This is a genomic window from Nocardia sp. NPDC004151, assembly GCF_042874235.1.
Lineage (GTDB): Bacteria > Actinomycetota > Actinomycetes > Mycobacteriales > Mycobacteriaceae > Nocardia.
Genome location: NZ_JBIAMR010000001.1, coordinates 653358 through 671605, shown reverse-complemented (window position 1 = coordinate 671605; position 18248 = coordinate 653358). Strand labels below are relative to the sequence as shown.

General features: G+C 69.1%; 18 protein-coding genes and 3 tRNA genes. 8 read left to right on the top strand and 13 right to left on the bottom strand.

From position 1 onward, the window contains the following. Nucleotides 1-16 precede the first annotated feature (16 nt). From ACFYTS_RS03075 to ACFYTS_RS03050, 6 genes are all read right to left on the bottom strand, one after another. Nucleotides 17-1366, bottom strand: a complete 1350-nt coding sequence (locus ACFYTS_RS03075; protein ID WP_387300920.1) for a sensor histidine kinase — start codon at nucleotides 1364-1366, stop codon at nucleotides 17-19. 123 nt (nucleotides 1367-1489) lie between these two features. Next, nucleotides 1490-2596 carry a ribosome small subunit-dependent GTPase A gene (gene rsgA / locus ACFYTS_RS03070; RefSeq protein ID WP_387300918.1) on the bottom strand — a complete coding sequence of 369 codons (1107 nt, stop codon included), beginning with the start codon at nucleotides 2594-2596 and terminating at the stop codon, nucleotides 1490-1492. A 280-nt stretch (nucleotides 2597-2876) separates the two neighbouring features. Then, entirely contained in the window at nucleotides 2877-3800 is a 924-nt protein-coding gene (locus tag ACFYTS_RS03065) for a glycosyltransferase family 2 protein (protein WP_357275225.1), read from the bottom strand. Then, nucleotides 3797-4618 carry an ABC transporter ATP-binding protein gene (locus ACFYTS_RS03060; RefSeq protein WP_379103277.1) on the bottom strand — a complete coding sequence of 274 codons (822 nt, stop codon included), beginning with the start codon at nucleotides 4616-4618 and terminating at the stop codon, nucleotides 3797-3799. Before ACFYTS_RS03060 ends, ACFYTS_RS03065 begins: the two co-directional genes overlap by 4 nt. A 7-nt stretch (nucleotides 4619-4625) precedes the next feature. Continuing rightward, on the bottom strand, nucleotides 4626-5450 hold the full coding sequence (locus tag ACFYTS_RS03055; RefSeq protein WP_379103279.1) for an ABC transporter permease: 825 nt from the start codon (nucleotides 5448-5450) through the stop codon (nucleotides 4626-4628). A gap of 142 nt (nucleotides 5451-5592) precedes the next feature. Continuing rightward, nucleotides 5593-6189 (bottom strand): bacterial proteasome activator family protein, encoded by a 597-nt coding sequence (locus ACFYTS_RS03050; RefSeq protein ID WP_357275232.1) that lies wholly within the window; start codon nucleotides 6187-6189, stop codon nucleotides 5593-5595. A gap of 228 nt (nucleotides 6190-6417) precedes the next feature. On the opposite strand from ACFYTS_RS03050, the gene ACFYTS_RS03045 reads away from it, so the two are divergent. Further along, nucleotides 6418-7623, top strand: a complete 1206-nt coding sequence (locus tag ACFYTS_RS03045; RefSeq protein WP_357275234.1) for a cysteine desulfurase-like protein — start codon at nucleotides 6418-6420, stop codon at nucleotides 7621-7623. 21 nt (nucleotides 7624-7644) lie between these two features. Here ACFYTS_RS03045 and ACFYTS_RS03040 read toward each other — a convergent pair whose 3' ends face one another. After that, a complete protein-coding gene (locus ACFYTS_RS03040) occupies nucleotides 7645-8637 on the bottom strand; it encodes an NAD(P)H-quinone oxidoreductase (protein ID WP_387300915.1) in 993 nt (330 codons plus the stop codon). Nucleotides 8638-8928: 291 nt separating this feature from the next. Between ACFYTS_RS03040 and ACFYTS_RS03035 the strand changes: the two genes are divergently transcribed. From ACFYTS_RS03035 to ACFYTS_RS03025, 3 genes are all read left to right on the top strand, one after another. Next, complete coding sequence (locus ACFYTS_RS03035; protein ID WP_387300913.1) at nucleotides 8929-10107, top strand: alpha-hydroxy-acid oxidizing protein; 1179 nt, start codon at nucleotides 8929-8931, stop codon at nucleotides 10105-10107. A gap of 92 nt (nucleotides 10108-10199) precedes the next feature. Further along, a complete protein-coding gene (locus tag ACFYTS_RS03030; RefSeq protein WP_387300911.1) occupies nucleotides 10200-10712 on the top strand; it encodes a MarR family winged helix-turn-helix transcriptional regulator in 513 nt (170 codons plus the stop codon). Between the two features lie 65 nt (nucleotides 10713-10777). Continuing rightward, a tRNA-Ser gene (locus tag ACFYTS_RS03025) sits at nucleotides 10778-10862 on the top strand. Nucleotides 10863-10918: 56 nt separating this feature from the next. On the opposite strand, the gene ACFYTS_RS03020 is transcribed toward ACFYTS_RS03025, so the two are convergent. Further along, complete coding sequence (locus tag ACFYTS_RS03020; RefSeq protein WP_387300909.1) at nucleotides 10919-11719, bottom strand: alpha/beta fold hydrolase; 801 nt, start codon at nucleotides 11717-11719, stop codon at nucleotides 10919-10921. A gap of 87 nt (nucleotides 11720-11806) precedes the next feature. Further along, nucleotides 11807-12883, bottom strand: coding sequence for a histidinol-phosphate transaminase (hisC, locus tag ACFYTS_RS03015; protein WP_387300907.1), 1077 nt, complete (start codon nucleotides 12881-12883; stop codon nucleotides 11807-11809). Nucleotides 12884-13070: 187 nt separating this feature from the next. Here hisC and ACFYTS_RS03010 point away from each other — a divergent pair, with 187 nt between their 5' ends. The 3 genes from ACFYTS_RS03010 (at nucleotide 13071) to ACFYTS_RS03000 (ending at nucleotide 14047) form a co-directional block, all read left to right on the top strand. Continuing rightward, nucleotides 13071-13760 carry a dienelactone hydrolase family protein gene (locus ACFYTS_RS03010; RefSeq protein ID WP_357275248.1) on the top strand — a complete coding sequence of 230 codons (690 nt, stop codon included), beginning with the start codon at nucleotides 13071-13073 and terminating at the stop codon, nucleotides 13758-13760. A gap of 88 nt (nucleotides 13761-13848) precedes the next feature. Then, nucleotides 13849-13938, top strand: a tRNA-Ser gene (locus tag ACFYTS_RS03005). A gap of 36 nt (nucleotides 13939-13974) precedes the next feature. Beyond that, nucleotides 13975-14047 (top strand) — tRNA-Arg (locus ACFYTS_RS03000). Nucleotides 14048-14102: 55 nt separating this feature from the next. Here ACFYTS_RS03000 and ACFYTS_RS02995 read toward each other — a convergent pair. The 4 genes from ACFYTS_RS02995 to ACFYTS_RS02980 all read right to left on the bottom strand — a co-directional run bounded on the left by ACFYTS_RS02995 (nucleotide 14103) and on the right by ACFYTS_RS02980 (nucleotide 17329). Next, nucleotides 14103-14816: a maleylpyruvate isomerase family mycothiol-dependent enzyme gene (locus ACFYTS_RS02995; protein WP_387300905.1), complete on the bottom strand. Its 714-nt coding sequence runs from the start codon at nucleotides 14814-14816 to the stop codon at nucleotides 14103-14105. A gap of 26 nt (nucleotides 14817-14842) precedes the next feature. Then, nucleotides 14843-15604, bottom strand: a complete 762-nt coding sequence (locus ACFYTS_RS02990; RefSeq protein WP_357275252.1) for a DUF998 domain-containing protein — start codon at nucleotides 15602-15604, stop codon at nucleotides 14843-14845. A 124-nt stretch (nucleotides 15605-15728) separates the two neighbouring features. Beyond that, nucleotides 15729-16148: a very short patch repair endonuclease gene (locus ACFYTS_RS02985; RefSeq protein WP_357275255.1), complete on the bottom strand. Its 420-nt coding sequence runs from the start codon at nucleotides 16146-16148 to the stop codon at nucleotides 15729-15731. Between the two features lie 38 nt (nucleotides 16149-16186). Next, nucleotides 16187-17329: a DNA (cytosine-5-)-methyltransferase gene (locus ACFYTS_RS02980; RefSeq protein ID WP_357275927.1), complete on the bottom strand. Its 1143-nt coding sequence runs from the start codon at nucleotides 17327-17329 to the stop codon at nucleotides 16187-16189. A gap of 273 nt (nucleotides 17330-17602) precedes the next feature. Between ACFYTS_RS02980 and ACFYTS_RS02975 the strand changes: the two genes are divergently transcribed. Further along, nucleotides 17603-18205: a putative glycolipid-binding domain-containing protein gene (locus tag ACFYTS_RS02975; RefSeq protein ID WP_357088043.1), complete on the top strand. Its 603-nt coding sequence runs from the start codon at nucleotides 17603-17605 to the stop codon at nucleotides 18203-18205. Nucleotides 18206-18248 lie beyond the last annotated feature (43 nt).

Here is an 18248-nt window from a genome sequence, read left to right as displayed (position 1 = left end):
CCGCTTTCCCTCATGATCAACACGGCAGCTCCACCCGCACCACGGTAGGTCCGCCCGGCGGGCTGCTGAGCAGCATCCGGCCGTCCAGCGCCTGGGCTCGCCGCCGGATTCCGGCCAGTCCGCCGCCTTCGGCTTCGACCGCCGCTCCGACACCGTCGTCGTGCACTTCCACGGTCAGGACCTCGGCGGTACCCCCGAGGCCGACTCGAAGCTGTCGAGCCCCGGAATGTTTGGTCGCATTGGTCAGCGCTTCGGCGATCACGAAATACGCGGCCGCCTCCACCGCCGCCGGCCGTCGCCCGATCGGGGCGCTCGCCTCCTCGCCGACATCGAGGATGCACGGGATCGGCGAGCGGGCGGCCAGGGCCGAAATGGCGCTGGTCAGGCCACGATCCGCGAGCACCGGCGGGTAGATGCCGCGCACCACGTCCCGTAGTTCGGCGAGTGCCGCCTCAGCCGTGTCCTGGGCTTTGCGCACCAGTTCGTCCGCCGCGTTCGGATCCCGCTGCCGCAGTTGATCGGCCAGTCCGAGCTGCATGATGACCGCCGCGATCCGCGCCTGCGCCCCATCGTGCAGATCCCGCTCGATGCGCCGCAGTTCCGCTCCATGCGCGTCCAGTGCGGCCGCGCGGGTAGCGGTGAGTTCCGCCACCCGAACCTCGAGGTCGGCGCCCGGCGACGGTCCGAGCAGCGTCCGCGCCAGCAGGGCCTGCCACCGGGCCACGGTCGGCAGCTGGAGGACCAAGGCCGCCAAGGGAATCGCGATGAGGGCGCTGACCGCCGCCAGCGGCCACGAATCGACGACGAAACCGAAGCTCTCGACCGTCCCCGGCGGCACGATCCGCCAATACATCGGAATCGTGAGCTGATTCAGCGCGCCCCACGGCAGCCCGACCGCGAACAGCGCCACCACCATGCCCGGCACCCCGTGCAGGCACAGCCACGCGATATCCCGCCCGTTCGCCGGATCCTGGAAGGCGGTCGTCAGCCGCTGCCACAGTCCGCCGGTCATCGGGCGGTATGCCACCGGGATCGGCGCGCCCAGCCGTTTCCCCGCCCGCCGCCGTTCGAACGCGGTCAGCGGTCGGATCAGCCGCAGGAATTCGGGAATCGCCGGAATGCCCACGCCGAGGAGGCTGGTGGCCGCCACCAGCAGTAACCCGACCGTCGCGAGGATGGCCGCGGCTCCGGTGACACCGCCGATCAGCAGATAGCCGATGCTCCCGGGCAGCGCCCGTAACCGATTCGCCGTCCAGCGTCGCGCGGTCGGCATGGTGTCGCCGGACTCGCCATCGCGCCGAGCATCCACCGCCGTGCCGCCGGCCCGGGGATCCGGGCCGGGCTCCGGCGTCGGGTCGGCGGTCATGCCACCAACCTACTGGCTGTGGAATGGGCACAGTCGGGGCCTTCCGCCGGGTACTGTCCGGCGCCAACCGGCCGGTTCGGCGCGCCGCGGTGGTTCACCCCGGCGCGCCGCTTCCGTGCCCGGTCAGCGTTGCTTGCCGCCGCGTTCCTTGTAGAGCCTGCGCTGGCTCTTGTTGATGTCCTTCCACACCTTCTTGCGCTCGGCCTGCAACCGGGCGTCGGTGCGGGAGGCCAGCCAGTCGTTCTCCCGGCTCAGCTTGCGGAAGCTGTCCAGGCGCCGCTGCGGCAGCTCACCGGATTCGATGGCCGCCAGCACCGCGCACCCCGGTTCGGTGCGGTGGTCGCAGTCGGCGAACCGGCACAGTCCGGCCAGGGATTCGACGTCGCTGAAGGTGCGGCCCAGACCCGTCGCGGCATCCCAGAGACCGACCGACCGCAGGCCCGGCGTATCGATGAGGGTGCCGCCGCCGGGCAGCGGCCGCAGTTCGCGGTGCACGGTGGTGTGCCGGCCGCGCTTGTCGCCTTCGCGGACCGCCTGGGTCGCGAAGACATCCGCCCCGAGCAGGGCGTTGGCCAGCGTGGACTTGCCCGCACCCGAGGGGCCGATCAGGGCGACGGTGCCGGACAGCAGGGAGGTCAGCACGTCCATGCCGACACCGCCGGACGCGCTGACCGCCAGCACGGTCACGCCGGGCGCGGCGGCACGGACGTCTTCGATCGGAATATCGTGGGCCAGATCGGCCTTGGTGAGCACCACCACCGGTTGGGCGCCGGACTCCCAGGCCAGCGCGAGCAGCCGCTCGATGCGCCCGAGATCGACGTCCCCGTCACCGGCGGTGCACACCAGCACGGTGTCCACGTTCGCGGCCAGCACCTGATGGGCGGATTTGGCGCGGGACTCGGGCTGCCCGGAGACCGCTGCCCGGACGATGGCGGTCCGGCGCGGCAGCAGGGCCCGCACCGTGCGGCCGCGGTCGATGGCCACCCAGTCGCCGGTGCACAATCCGCTGACCTCGGAATCCGAGCGCGGAAGCTGTGCGCGGACCACCGCGGCCGTCAAACGGCTCTGGTAGTCGGCGGTGGGCAGCGGGGCGGCGATATCGCATTCACTGCGATCCATGCGAATCACACGGGCGGGAATCAGGTCCTCGCCCAGCAGCGGCAGATAATCGGCGGCCAGGGCGGAGTTCCAGCCGTAGGGGGAGAGCAGGTCGAGATCGACCGTAGACATGTGGAGTCCTTCGACGGGCCGAGCCCGGATCATGGACTCAGCGAGGGGAATTCGAGGTGGAGGCGCGCACCGCGCGCGTGAACGCGGGCACGGCAATCCGCACAGTCGTCGTCACGAAACTCCACCTCCCATCTCTCCTCATGCCGTCACCGAGGCGACCGCTCCCAACAAGAACGGGGACAAGCTTCGCAGCCTGTCCCCGTTGCGCGCAACGTATTTTCTCGCCCGGTCCTTCGGGGTTTCATGGGTTCACCCCTGAGCGTCCGAGAGTTGGACTCACCTACGACGAGGGCTTGTCGAACTGCTCCCGGCGGCCCATCCGCTGCAGGCGTAGCCACTCCATCAGCCCGGCCGGGTCCTTCTGCTGCACCAGGAAGAACCACCCGAAGCGGGCGACCTCCTGCGGCAACAGCTTTCGCATGCCGGGCTGAGCCATCAGGTAGCCGCGGTTGCGATAGGTGAAGTGCCGCTTGACCGGATCGTCCGGGTACTGGGTGTGCATGCGCCCGCCCAGGATCGGCTTGAACTCGGCCGAGCCGTTCGGGTGCAGGTAGGCGGTCTGCAGGCAGGTGCCGAAGGGCAGCCCGGACCGCACCAGCCGCCGGTGCACCTCCACCTCGTCACCGCGCACGAACAGCCGCAGGTCCGGCACGCCGATCTTGTCGACGGCCGTCGCGGACACCAGCGCGCCATTGAACAGCGAGGCGATGCCGGGCAGGAAGTCCTCGTCGCCCAGCTCGGACCGCAGTCGCCGCCACACCACGCCGCGCCGCAGCGGGAAGGCCAGCCGGTCCGGGTCGTCGATGTCGGCCACCACCGGCGACACCTCGACCAGCGAGTGCCGTTCGGCGCAGTCGAAGAGGGTGGCGAGCACGTCGGGGCCCTCGGGCCGGCCGTCGTCGTCGGCCAGCCAGACCCAGTCGGCGCCCATGGTGAGCGCGTGCAGCATGCCGAGCGCGAAACCGCCCGCGCCGCCCAGATTGTGTTCCGAACCCAGGTAGGTGGATTCGATGGGCTGCTGCTGCACCAGCTCGCCCACCTCGGCCTCGTTGCCGTTGTCGACCACGATCAGGTGGTCGACCGGACGGGTCTGGCTGCTCAGCACCTTCAGCGATTCGGCGAGCAGTTCCCGGCGTTTGTGCGTGACCACGATGGCGACGATGCGGGCCTCGTCGCCGTAAAGGGGGGTGGATGACTCACTCATGCGGGGTTCCGTTCCGGTTCACGTTCACGTTCCAGATCCCGCAGCACCTGCGCCACGTGATCACCCGCCTCCGGGCCCTCGTAGGCCCGCACCACGTCCTCGATGCCGCCCTGCATGCGCACCTGTCCGTGATCGATCCACATGGCGCGGTCGCACAACTGGGCCAGGAACTCGTTGGAATGGCTGGCGAAGACGAGAATGCCAGAGCGCGAGACCAATTCCTGCAGACGCACCCGCGCCTTCTTCATGAATTCCGCGTCGACCGCGCCGATGCCCTCGTCGAGCAGCAGGATCTCCGGATCGATGGAGGTCACCACGCCCATCGCCAGACGCACCCGCATACCGGTCGAGTAGGTGCGCAGCGGCATCGCCAAATAGTCGCCCAGTTCGGTGAATTCGGCGATCTCGTCGATCTTGGACAGCATCTGCTTGCGGGTCTGACCGAGGAACAGGCCGCGAATGATGATGTTGTCGTAGCCGGAGACCTCGGGGTCCATGCCCACGCCGAGATCGAAGACCGGCGCCACCCGGCCGCGAATCCGCGCGCTGCCGCGGGTCGGTTCGTAGATGCCCGAGAGCAACCGCAGCAGTGTCGATTTGCCCGCGCCGTTGTGGCCGACCAAGCCGACGCGATCGCCTTCCTTCAGCGACAGCGAGATATCCCGCAGCGCCTCCACGACCACCACATCGGATTGGTTGCGCCCGATGGCCCCACCGGCCGAACCCAGTACCGCCTTCTTCAGCGAACGGGATTTGGCGTCGAAGATGGGGAATTCCACCCACGCGTTCTGGGTCTCGATACTCACATGGTCGGTCATTGAGCCTTCACACCCAGTAGGGGACTCGGGAACGGAACTTCTTCATAGCCAGTATCGCGACTATCCAGCCGACGACGGTGATCGCCACCACCACAATCCAGCTGCGCAGGTGGATCGGGTCTCCCAGCAGGGGCGCGCGCACGATCTCCAGGTAGTGGAAGGTCGGCACCAGTTCGGCCAGCTTGGCCCGATCGCTGGCGGTGCCCGACAGCGCCGAGGTCTTCCACATGACCGGGGTGAGCACGAACAACATCAGGGTGGTGCTGCCCAGGATCGGCGCCAGATCCCGATAGCGGGTGCTGAAGATGCCGAACACGATCGTCACCCAGATGGCATTGAGGAACAGCAGCACCAGGGCCGGAATCGCCAGCAGCGCCGACCAGTGCAGATGCCGCCAGATCCCGAACGCGGGCACCATCACCGCGTAGATGATCAGGTTGTGGGCGAAGAACAGGAACTGCCGCCACACCAAGCGGTACACGTGCACGCTCAGCGCCGACGGCAGCTGTTTGATCAAGCCCTCATTCGCGATGAAGACATCCGAGCCTTCGAGAATGCTGGCATTGATCACATTCCAGACAATCAAACCCACTGTCACGTACGGCAGATACGAACTCAGTGACTGCCCGAACAGTGTGGCGTAGAGCACGCCCATGGCGGCGGCCTGCAAACCGGTGGCGATGGTGATCCAGAACGGGCCCAGCACCGAACGCCGGTACCGCTGCTTGATGTCCTGCCACCCCAGGGCCAGCCATAGTTCACGCTGGGAGAACCCGTCGCGAAAATCCTTGAAGGCGCGACCGAAGGACTGGGAGTCCGACACGAGCGGCACTATTTCAGTGTCCGGGCGCACGTCGGTCTTCGCCGAGTCAGGGGGAGCAGCAGCAGGCACAGCACCCGACCCTATCTAATGGCAATCGCTTTGCGCGCAGAACCTGCCGCCGACCGTGATGTATCGGCGGCAGGACGGGCTGTCAGAGGTATTGACCGCCGCCGGAACCTTGTTGTCCGCGGGGGTCGCCGTGGCTCATCCCCGGCGGGAGGGCCTGGCGCATCTGCTCGAGTTGGGCGCGGGCCGCCATCTGCTGGGCGAACAGAGCGGTCTGGATGCCGTGGAAGAGGCCTTCCAGCCAGCCGACCAACTGGGCCTGGGCGATGCGCAGTTCCGCGTCGGAGGGGATGGTTTCGTCGGTGAAGGGCAGGGCCAGCCGCTCCAGCTCCTCGCGGAGTTCGGGGGCGAGGCCGGTTTCCAGTTCCTGGATGGAGGTGCGGTGGATCTCGCGCAGCCGGGTGCGGGAGGCGTCGTCCAGCGGTGCGTGCCGGACCTCCTCGAGCAGCTGCTTGATCATGGTGCCGATGCGCATGACCTTCGCGGGCTGCTCCACCATGTCGGCGAGCGACTCCTCCTTTTCCTGGGAGTTGTCCAGAATGCCCGAATTCTCGTCACCGACAACCTGTCCGGTGATCTCCACCGGCTCGCCGCCGATCTGGGCCGCCGCCGGGATGAACAGCGGCTTCCCTTCGGGCCCGATCACGACAATGTTCTCCGGCACCCCATCGGATTGCGTCATGTCTCCCATCCTGCCCAATCCGTACCGAGCCCGCTAAGTCACACCTCGGTTCGTAACACGCCGATGACCCGCCGCGAAGTGTGACCAGACCCCCCGGAGCGAAGCGGAGGGGCGATATAAACACAGTCCCGTCCAGTTTGTTCGGTAGATGCAGGTCGTCCCTTTCTGCGCGGACGCTTCCATCCCTACCGTTACCCAGCCGTGCCCTCTCCCTTTAGAGTGGCCAGCATGACTTACGACGTCGCACGGGTGCGGGGCCTGATTCCGTCCCTGGGCGACGGCTGGATCCATCTAGACCCTCAAGCGGGCATGCTGGTCCCGGATTCGGTATCCCGGGCCGTCTCAACGGGTTTCCGGACCTCCGCGTTCTCGCACTCCAATCGGCACGGTGCGGCCAAGCGCAGCGCCGCGATCCTGGAGGCCGCGCGCGAGGCCGTCGCCGATCTGGTCGGCGGCGATCCGGCGGGCGTGGTGCTCGGCCCGGATCGCGCGGTCCTGCTGGCCTGGCTGGCCGAATCGCTGAGCTCCCGGCTGGGTCTGGGCACCGGGATCGTGCTGTCGCGCCTGGATGACGAGGCGAATGTCGCGCCCTGGCTGCGCATCGCGAATCGCTATGGCGCGCACGTGCGCTGGGCCGAGGTCGAGATCGAGACCTGCGAGATGCCGGCCTGGCAGTTCGAGGAGCTCATCGGGCCCACCGCCCGCCTGGTCGCGCTGACCGCCGCCTCACCCATCGTGGGCTCCGCGCCCGCGGTCCGGGTGGCCGCGGACCGCGTGCACGAGGTCGGCGGCCTGCTGGTCGCCGACTGCTTCGGCGCCGCGCCCTACGCGCTCCTCGACATCGACGAACTCAATGCCGACGTGATCGCCCTGAGCGCTCCGGCCTGGGGCGGCCCGCAGATCGGCGCGCTGGTCTTCCGCGATCCGGCCTTCCTGGACCGGATTCCGTCCATGTCGCTGAATCCCTATGCCAAGGGCGCGGAACGGCTCGAGGTGGGCGGCCACCAATACGCGCTACTGGCCGGGCTCACCACCTCGATCGACTACCTGGCCTCCCTGGACGAGCGCGCCACCGGCACCCGCCGGGAACGCCTGGAGATGTCGATCACCTCGCTGCAGGACTATCACGACCACCTCTTCGAACATCTGATGGCGGTGCTGGACACCATCCCGAATCTGACCGTGATCGGCCGCGCCTCCACCCGCATCCCGACGGTGAGCTTCACCATCGCGGGCACGCAGGCGGAGAAGGTCTCCGCCAAGCTGGCCGACGCCCGCATCGGCACGCTGAGCGGCTCCCACGGCGGCAGCCGCCTGCTCGACGCCCTGGGCGTCAATGACGAGGGCGGCGCGGTGACCATCGGACTCGCGCCCTACACAACGACTTTCGAGATCGACCAGCTCGGCCGCGCGCTGGCCGCCCTCGACACCTAGGATCTCGGCGCCACCCCGGCCCTAGACCTCGCGGATCTGCAGGATCACCTTGCCGACGGTCTCCTCGGAGTCCAGCAGCCGGTGCGCCCGCGCCACCTCGGTCACCGGAACCTCGGCCGACACCACCGGCGCCACGGTGCCGTCGGAGATCAACGGCCACAGGTGGCGGCGCAGTTCGGTGATGATCTCCGCCTTCGACCCGCGCCCGTGCTCGGGACGGCGGCGCAGATTGGTGGCGTGCACCGAGCCACGCTTGCCCAGCAGCACGCCCAGATTCAATTCCGCCTGCACGCCGCCCTGCATGCCGATCACCACCAGATGCCCGTCCTCGGCGAGCGCGTCGACATTGCGCTTCAGATAGGACGCGCCCATATTGTCGAGAATGATGTCGGCGCCTGGATATTCGCTGTGCAGCGTGGTCACGAAATCGTGCTCGCGATAATTGATCAGCACCGTCGCGCCCAATTCCGCGCACCGGTCCAGCTTGAACTGCGATCCGGCCGTCACCGCCACCCGCGCGCCCAGCGCCCGCGCCACCTGGATGGCGTGCGTGCCGATACCGCTGCCGCCGCCGTGAATCAGCAGCAAATGCCCACTGTGCAGGCCCGCGGTCATCACCAGGTTGGACCACACGGTGGCCGCCGCCTCCGGCAGCGCGGCCGCCGCCGCCACGTCCAGACCGTCGGGTACCGGCAGCAGTTGAGAGGCGGGCGCGTTCACCCGTTCGGCGTAACCGCCGCCGGCCAGCAGTGCGCACACCTGATCGCCGGGACGCCAATCCCGCACGCCGGGACCGACTTCCGCGACGGTCCCGGAGACCTCCAGCCCCAGGATCTCGCTCGCGCCGGTCGGCGGGGGATACAGGCCCTGCCGTTGCAGCAGGTCCGCGCGGTTCACCCCCGCGGCCGTCACATCGATCGCCACTTCGCCCGGTCCGGGCGCGGGCAGGTCGTCCACCTGCGCCCACTTCATGACCTCTGGCCCACCGAAACCGTCGAGTGTCACCGCATACATGAAAACGAGCCTACGACCGAGCCGCACCGATTACTGTCAGGCCACCCTCGGGCGCGGTACAGCATCCTCTCAGCTTCGACCGGCACCGTGTGTGGAGGGATTCGAAAGGAGATTCCATGATCACCACCCTGACCGTTCTCGGCGGCATGGTCATCCTGGCCGCCATGGCGATGTCCGGATTCGTCGCCCACGACGCCCCGCGCGCCCTGGTCCGCGTCCGAAACCGCCGATAGGCCCCCAGTACTTTCGACCCGATACGCAGCCGGGTCGAAAGTACTAGCGTTCCGGGGCATGAGCAGTTTCGTCGACTTCCAGAACGAGATCTATCTCGCCGGTCTGGCGGGCGCTGTCCCGGCGCTCCCGATGACCGCGGCGGGCCTGGAAGAGCGGGCTCGGGAAGAGCTCGATCCGGCGGCCTTCGCTTATGTGGCGGGCAGCGCTTCCTCCGAACGGACGGCGCACGCCAATCTCACCGCCTTCGAGAAGTACCGGCTGCTGCCGCGCGTGCTGCGCGGCGCGAGCGGGCCCGGTACGCGCGACCACTCGGTCGAAGTGCTCGGAACCCGTTTGGCCGCACCGATTCTCACCGCACCGGTCGGCGTGCTGGGTCTGTTGCGCGAGCGCGGCGAGACCCTGGTCGCCGACGTCACCAAGGAACTGGGCATCGGCATGTGCCTGTCCACCGCCGCCTCCTCCACCATCGAGGACGTGGGCGCCCGGGCCGGGGCCTGGTGGTATCAGCTGTACTGGCCCAATGACATGGAGCTGGCCCGCTCCTTCGTCGAACGCGCCGAGAGGTCCGGCGCCAAGGCCATCGTCGTCACCGCCGACACCCCCGCGCTGGGCTGGCGGCCCCGCGATCTCCAGCACGGCCACCTGCCGTTCCTGCACGGCCAGGGCATCGCCAACTACCTGTCCGATCCGGTCTTCCGGGCCAAGCTGAGCGCCCCGCCGGAGGAGAGCGAGGAGGCGCTGCGCGCGGCCGTGCTCACCTGGTCCGGACTGTTCGGCAATCACACGTTGCGCCCGGCGGACCTCGCCCGGCTGCGGGACTGGACCGAACTGCCGATCGCCGTGAAGGGCATCCTGCACCCCGACGACGCCCGCCAGGTGGTGGACGCGGGCGCGGACGCGGTGATCGTGAGCAATCACGGCGGCCGTCAGGTCGACGGGGCGGTCGGCGCGCTGGACGCGCTGCCGACCATCGTGGCTACCATCGGCGATCGCGCCGACGTGCTCTTCGACTCCGGTATTCGCACCGGGTCCGACGTCATGATCGCGCTGTCCCTGGGCGCCAAGGCCGTCCTCTACGGCCGCCCCTGGGTGTACGGCCTGGGCCTGGCGGGTGCGGACGGCGTGCGCCACGCGCTGCGCTGCCTGCTCGCGGATTTCGATGCGGCCATGGGGCTTTCGGGCTGCCGCGGTCCGCACGAGCTGAGCCGCACCATGATCTCGTCCTACCGCGTTTAGCCCGCGCGCGCGGAGGAATTCTGCGGGTGGAAAACCGCGCGGGACCGCCGAGCTGAGGAGGGGCGATCACACGCCGTCACAACAATGAGCCGATGGCCGCGGCCGCGGGCCGGAATACGCTCGAACCGAGGTGGCTCACCCCGGAGCAGCAGCGTGCCTGGCACGCCTACATGGACGGCAGCCAGCGCCTCATGTCCGACCTCAACCGGCAGCTGCAACGCGACTGCGATCTGTCCCTGGCCGAGTACCGCATCCTGACCAAACTCTCCGAGGCCCCCGGCCGCGCCCTGCGCATGAGCGACCTGGCCGACGGCGTGCTGTCCTCCCGCAGCCGCCTCACCCACCAGATCCGCCGCATGGAGGCGCAGCGCATGGTCCGCCGCATCGCCTGCGAGGACGACGGCCGCGGTGTCCTGGCCCAGCTCACCGACGAGGGCCTGTGCCGCCTGCGGACCGCCGCGCCCGCCCACGTCGCCGCGGTCCGCCGGTTCTTCGTGGACCTGCTCACACCGCAGCAGCTGGCCGCCGTGGCCGCGGCCCTGGACCTGGTGAATCTGGCCGCCGACCACCGCGCCGACACCAGGTCGGCCGCCGATCTGGAGTGACCGGCTACGCGGATCTGGAAGCGGCAGGCCGACCGCACGCGCCATCAGTTACCATCAGTCCGCTTGGAAGCGTGGCAGAGCGGCCGAATGCACTCGCCTTGAAAGCGAGCGTTGTGAAAGCAACCGGGGGTTCAAATCCCTCCGCTTCCGCGTGAAGATGCTGGCGGCCAAGGGATTTCATACCCCTTGGCCGCCAGCATTTCGCATTACCGGGCGGGCAGATTCGCGAGCCAGTCGCGAATGATCGGGTCGGTGACCTCGGGGTGGGTGAACGGCACCGAGTGGGCCGCGCCCAGTCCCTCGATGGTCTCGACCCGGGTCGGACCGCCCAGCTGCGCGGCCAGTTCCTCGGTCTGGCGGCGGCTGTGGATCTGATCCTGCACCCCGTGCATGAGCAGCGCGGGCGCGGTGATGTCCTTGACCAGGTCGACGATGGACTCGCGGTCGATGAGGCAGCGTCCGGCCTGCTCGAGCCGACGCCGATCGGAGGCGTTCCACTTGTCGAGCCAGTAGCGGCGCTGTTCGCGGGTGCCACCGATCATCTGCACCGCGATCGGGGTGGCAATGGGCTCCAGCGGGACGTCGCCCAGGATCCACTGGTTCATGATGATCATCTCGAAGCCAACGGATTCCGCATCGTCGTAGGCGTCCGCCCGGGTGCCGATCAGGATCAGGCCGCGCACCCGCGCGGGCTGCAGCAGCGCCATGCGCATGCCGATCCAGCCGCCCTGCAGCAGGCCGCCCACGACCAGCCGGTCCAGGCCGAGGTGATCGACGACCGCCCATGCGTCCCAGGCCAACCGCCAGTTGTCGAACGGCTCGGCCGGGTCCTCGGTGTGGCCGTGGCCGCGCGCGTCGATGGTGACGACCCGGTAGTCCGGAGCCAGGGACGCCTCCTGGGCGGCCCACATCTCGGTGTCCTGGAAGAAGCCGTGCATCAGCAGCACCGCCGGGCCGTCGCCGCCGGTGTCGCGATAGTGGATCTTCGCCCCGTCTTCGGTCGTCACGAACGGCATGCGGCAGCGCCCCCTGTCAGGTCTTCGGTTGCGCCGGTGTGGATTCGAGGCGCGTGCCGACCCTAACAGGAACGTGTTCTAGATGAAGCGCGCGATCGTCGCCGGATCGGTGGCGAACTCCAGGAACGCGTCGTTCTCGTGCGGATCGCCCGCCGTGACGCGCACGCCGTCCGTGCCGTAGGGCCGGAGGATGACCCCCGCCTCGGTGCTGGCCGCCCCGTATTCGGCGCTGCGGTCGCCCAGCGGCAGCCAGACGAAGTTGGCGTGACTCACCGGCACCCGGTAGCCCGCCGCCAGCAGCGCGGCGCGCATGCGATCCCGTTCGGCCACAACCGCATCGGTGCGCTCGATCAGCTCAGGCCGCGCCTCCAGGGACGCGATGGCCGCCGCCTGCGCCACCCGGCTGACGCTGAACGGGATGTGCACCTTCATCAGCGCGGTGATCACCTCGGGCGCGCCGACCGCGTAGCCGACGCGCAGCCCCGCGAGGCCGTACGCCTTCGAAAACGTGCGCAGCACCAGCACGTTCGGGCGCGTGCGGCCCAGTTCGACGCCGTCCGGGAAGTCCTCGGCGGGTATCCGCACGTACTCGAAATACGCCTCGTCCAGCACCACCAGGACGTCGGAGGGCACCTTGTCGAGGAACTCCACGATCTCGGCCCGGCCGCGCGCGGTGCCGGTCGGATTGTTCGGGTTGCATACGAACACCACGCGGGTCTTCGGGGTGATCGCCGCCGCCAAAGCGTCCAGGTCGTGGGTGAATTCATCGTCCAGCGGCACCTGCACCGCCTTCGCGCCCGCCACCTGGGTGACGATCGGGTACGCCTCGAACGAGCGCCACGCGAACAGCACCTCGTCGTCGGGGTTGCGGCAGGTGATCTGCACCAGCTCCTGGCACAGCGCGACGCTGCCGCACCCGGCCGCCACGTTCTCCAGCTCCACGCCCAGGAAATCCGCGATGGCGCCGCGCAATTCGATGGCGTGGTTGTCCGGGTACCGGTGGGACAGCTCGACCGCCTCGGCAATGGCCTTGGTCACCGACGGCAGCGGCGGGAAGGTGGTCTCGTTGCTGGCCAGCTTCACCGCGCCGGGGTGGGTCTTGCCGGCGACGTACGCGGGGATGGCATCGAGGTCCGGGCGAATGTGCGCGCTCACCCCTCCACCCTATGTCCAGTGCCGGCGGGGTCGCCCGGGGGTGTCGTCCGGCTTGCGCGAATGCCGGCCGGGGTTTGCTCGCCCGCCCCGAGCCGGGCTCGAATCGCGCTCGGCTGGAATATCTCCGGCCCTCCTGACCGGCGGAAAGATTTATCTCGTTTTTACCTAGCGCAACTACAGTGGCCCTATGTCGGGCATCTATCGAGAACTGGCCCCTGTGCACGACACCACCGCGATAGCGCTGACCGTGCTCGAACCCGAGGGACACACGCGCGGCGGCATCGTGGTGTTGCACGAATCACGTGAATTCACCGAGCCATTGCTGGAACTCATGCGAGCGCTCGCTGCCGACGGCTGGACCGTCATCGCCCCCGACCTGTTCCACCGCCCCGCCAACGGCAGCCTCGACCGCGTCTTCGGCGACGACCTCTTCGCCGACTTCGACGCCTGCTTCGAGTGGCTCACCGGACACGGCGTCTTCCGCGACTGCATCGGCGTCCTCGGCTTCGACTCCGCCGGCACCGCCGCCGCCCTGGTCGCCACCAACCGCCGCGTCGGCGCGGCCGTCAGCGTCGCCGCCCCCGGCATCGAAACGCCCCTCACCGAGCAGGCCGTCGCCCTGCTCGCCGCCGCGCCCGCCTTCCAGGCCCCCTGGCTCGGCCTCTTCGGCGAGGACGACCCGCGCACGCCGCCCGATCAGGTGGACCGCCTGCGCGAGGCCGCCGCCCGCGCCGACGTCGCCACCCTGGTGGTCACCTACCCCGGTCTCCACCACCGCCCCGACCAACCCGGCTTCGACCCCGCCGCCCTCGACGACGTCTCCGTGCTCGACGCACAGACCAGAATCTACGAATGGTTCGACTCGCACCTACGCTGACCAGCCGATTTGGCCTATTGGTCACCCGCTGTGTAATCTTCTGTCCCGGCGGTTCGAAAGGAACCGGCGCCCTCGAAGAGGGGCACCAGGAGGCGTGCCAGAGCGGCCGAATGGGACTCACTGCTAATGAGTTGTCCCTTCACGGGGACCGGAGGTTCAAATCCTCTCGCCTCCGCCACTGCCCGGTACGCCGGGTGGACATTTGAATAGACATGCGCCCGTAGCTCAACGGATAGAGCATCTGACTACGGATCAGAAGGTTAGGGGTTCGAATCCCTTCGGGCGCACAAACAAGGGCCCCACACCAAACGGTGTGGGGCCCTTGGCTTTTGGCGGGTGCGGCTACTTCCAGGCGGCGAGGGCGGGGAGATCGCCGGTGAGGTCGTCGCCGGGGGCGCGGCCGATGAGCCAGGCGGCCAGGGATGCGGCGGGGCCGGTGATTTCGGGGCCCTGAGTGCCCACTGCGCCGGTGTAGCCGGTGTCGGTGGCGGTGACCGTGAAGCCCGCTCCGTCGGCGGGCTTGACCTCGCTGAGGGACTGAGCGAGGAGGCGGGCGGTGAAGTCCTCGGGCCAGTCGGCGGGGGTGTAGCCGATGTTGAGGTCGACGTGGTGGATCTCCACCTCCAGCAGGCGCATCCAGATGACGCGGGTCGCGGGGATCTCGCCGCCCATGCGGTTGCGGACGGTGGCGGTCCAGCGGTCGGCGGGCATGACGCGGGCCAGCGCGAGCCAGCGTTCGGCGGAGGCGGTGAGGTCCTCGATTTGGTCGCGCAGCGAGCGCGGCGCACCGGCCTCGATATCGGAGTCGCGGAGGTATTGGCTTGCGTACTGCGGGGTTTCGATGCCGGTGCGGGCCCATAGCAGCAGGTTGACCAGGCTGTCGGCATTGCGGGAGAGGTGCGCGAGCACGTGGCCGCGGGTCCAGCCGGGCAGCAGGGAGGGGTCGACGAGGTCGGCGTCGCTCAGCGCGGCGACCGCGGGGAGCAGGCGCTCGGTCGCGGCGGCGACGGTGTCGAGCTGGGCGGCGGTGTCGGCGAGGTGCGCGTCGCTGGTCACGGTCCGACCCTAACCGCTGCGGGCGGTCAGCGGCCGGACGCGCGCGCGGTGTGCCGGTGCCGGGACGGCGTCCCGGAATCGCGTTCGGCCACAACGATTTGCACGGCCAGCGCCACCAGCCACAGGGACATGGCCCCGACCTGGATGCGCTGCGCGATGCCCAGGCCGTAGTTGCCGGGCAGGTTGTCGGCGATCAGCATCCACGCCGTCACCACCGAGCCGACGATCAGAATCCACAACCCGGTGTGCCGCAGGATCGGCCAGCGCCGGTACTTGAACGCGGCCACCGTGAACGCGATCATCGCGATGTAGATCGAGAAGACGGCCAGGGTGCTGGTCAGCGCGTGAATCTGGTGCAGCTGCGGGAACAGTCCGGTATCCACATAGCGTTTGGGCGCGCCCGGCTCGTCGGGCACGATCGGCCACTGCGCGTCCGCGATGGTCGCCGCGCCGAAGCAGGCCAGCGCCACCCAGCCGATGGTGGCGTAGAGCCGCCGCGAGAACAGCAGCACGCCGCCCAGCCCCGCCACCACCAGCAGCGAGCCGGAGACGGTGTCACCGGTGGTGAAGACCCAGCGGAACGGTGCGCCCTTCTCGGCCAGCTGGCTGAGGAAGGTGTTGGTCGGGTTGCTCTGGATGGGCAGGATGAATTCCAGGACCCAGGAGGAGTAGCCGAGTCCGGCGACCGCGATCAAGATCGCGATGAACCATCGCAGTGCCCGTCGCCATCGCGGCTGGAGCACGGTCGTGCTCGGAGCCGCCTCGGCTAGTTTCTGCTCGGTTGGCATCACCGCGCTCGCTTTCGCTGGCCTCGCTCACTCGTACTGCCCTGCCCGGCAGTTTTCGATTCGTCCGGACTGGTTGGCTGGTCCGGTTGCTACGTCCATTGTCGCCCATCGGTTAACACGGACGTCACACGCCGCGCGACAACGCGGTCAGCACCAGGTCGGCTGCCGATTCGGCGGCCTCGTGTTCCCACACCCGCACCACGGTCCAGCCCGCCGCCGCCAGGCGGGCATCGGTGTCGCGGTCGCGCGCCACATTCCCCGCCAGCTTCTCGGCCCACCATTCGGCATTGTTCTTCGGGCGAGTCGCATGCTTGGGACAGCTGTGCCAGAAGCACCCGTCCACATAGACCGCCACCTTCCGCCGCGGGAACACGATGTCCGCTCGCCGCCGTAGTCCCGGCAGCGGCGCCCGGTCCACGAAGTAGCGCTCGCCGCGCCGATGCAATTCCCGCCGCAGGGCCAGCTCCGGCTTCGTCCCCACGCGGCGCTGCTTGGCCATACGGGCGCTGGTCGCCGCGTCGGTGCCCGGCCGCGCATCCGTCATGCGGCCATCCTTGCCGCGCCGGACAAGGCCGGCAAGGTTCACGCGGCTTTGACGGGAGCGCCTCCCATGCGCTCGAGATGGTTCTCGACATCGTCGAGGAAGCCCTCGGGGAAGCGCAGCGAACCCATCTGGGTGCGGCGCAGGAATCCGGCGGTCGCCCGGGCCGAGAGCAGCCGGGGATCGTCGAGGAACCAGCGCAGGTCCTCGTACGGCGCGTGAACCGGCCAGGTGGACACCGGAACCCGACGCACCTCCCCGCGATGCCCCCAGGCCGCGGTCGGCCAGCTGCGGCGGGTCAGCGGTTCGCCCTCGGGGATCGGGTCGTCGGCGGGGTCGGTGACGCGCCCGGCGATCCACTCGGCCATGCGCACGCTCACCGCGTTGCCGACCAGCTTCCAGCGATGCCCGGGACGCACGCCCGGGACCTCCAGCGCCGGAGTCGTCCAGTCGCGGTCGAAGCCCTGCAACCGTTCCCCGTCGGTGATGCCCGGCGTCACCAGTTCCCCCGACGGCAGCCGGACGGCGGGCGGGCTGGCGATGCCGAGGCCCGAACCGCCCTTCAGGGTGGGCACCGCGTTCACCGCCCAGCCCAGTCCGCGATTGCCCTCGGTCCAGTAGAAGCCGCACGGATCGTGCGCCGGATCGCCGACCTCCCGCGGGCCCGCGTCGGTCCCGAACAGGATGGGCCGCGGATCCTCGGTGCGGGAAGCCAGCATCAGCACCCGCTCCCGCCGCTGCGGCAGCCCGAACGCGCGCGCGTCCACCACCCGGTAGGCCCAGGTGTAGCCGAGTTCGGTGAGGGCGTCGGTGATGTGGCGCATGGCCGCGCCGCCGCCGAGCTGCAGCATGAACGGCACGTTCTCGATGAGCAGCCAGCGCGGCCCCCGCTTGCGCTTGACCAGCCGGAACACCTCGTCCACCAAACCCGAACGGGAGCCGGTGATTCCGGCCGTACGCCCGGCCTGGGACAGGTCCTGGCAGGGGAATCCGGCCGCCACCAGCTCGATCCCGGACGGCAGCGCACGGAGCTTGGTCACGTCCGAATGCAGTGGCACGCCGGGGAAATGCGCCGCCAGCACGGCCTGCGCGCCCGAATCGATCTCGCAGAGCAGTTCACTGCGCCACCCGTGGGCCGCGAGCCCGAGTTCCAGCCCACCGATGCCGGCGAACAGGCCGACCATCCGCGCGCCCGTCACAACAGTCCCTTTCACCCCGGAGTCCCCGTGCCGCAGAGCACGTTACTCGAGTCCCTCATCCACACCGAGCACAACGCCCGCCGGAGCCGGACTCCAGAGCCGGTCGCTATCACTCGGGCGGTCGATCAGTGGGCGCCGGCGTGCGGAAACGCCGAGAACCGCTCCGCACCATTGCATGTTGATCACGATGTCCGGTCATGGGAGTGATACCGGCCGGGGATCTCGGACGAGCCGGGGCCTGCAACTACGGTTATAGGCGTGACGGATAACGGGAGTGAGGACGCCAAGCCGGTGGCGCCGCGGTGGCCGGCCATTCTCACCTGGCGCGCACACAACGCCTCACGCATGGAATCGGTGCGGGTGGTGCTGAGCGGCAACCGGATTCGCGCCGCGGGCCGGATCATCGCCGGCGACTGCGAGGACCATCCCGCGTTCAGCGCCTCCTACGACCTGGTCACCGATGAATCCGGGGTCACCAAGCGGCTGTCGCTGCGCAGCACCCTGGCCACCGGCGAACGCCACGCCTCGATCGCGCGCGACGAGGAGGACTACTGGCTGATCGACGCCGGAAACACCCATGTGCGCTCCACCTTCGGCGGGGCGCTGGACGTGGACGTGGTGCTGAGCCCGTTCTTCAACACGCTCCCGATCCGCCGCTACGGGCTGGCCCGAGCGAGCGAGGACGTCCAGGTTCCGGTCGTCTACGTGCGGCTACCGGACCTGCTGGTGCAGGAGGCCAGCCTCACGTACAGCAGCGGCCCGGACGGCATCCACGTGCTGTCCCCCGTCTCGTCCGCCACCGTCACCGTCGACCAAGACGGCTTCCTCCTCGACTATCCCGGCCTGGCCGAACGCATCTAGCCGTCGAGTGGCGCACCCTGGAGGGGTTTCGTCCGAATTCGGC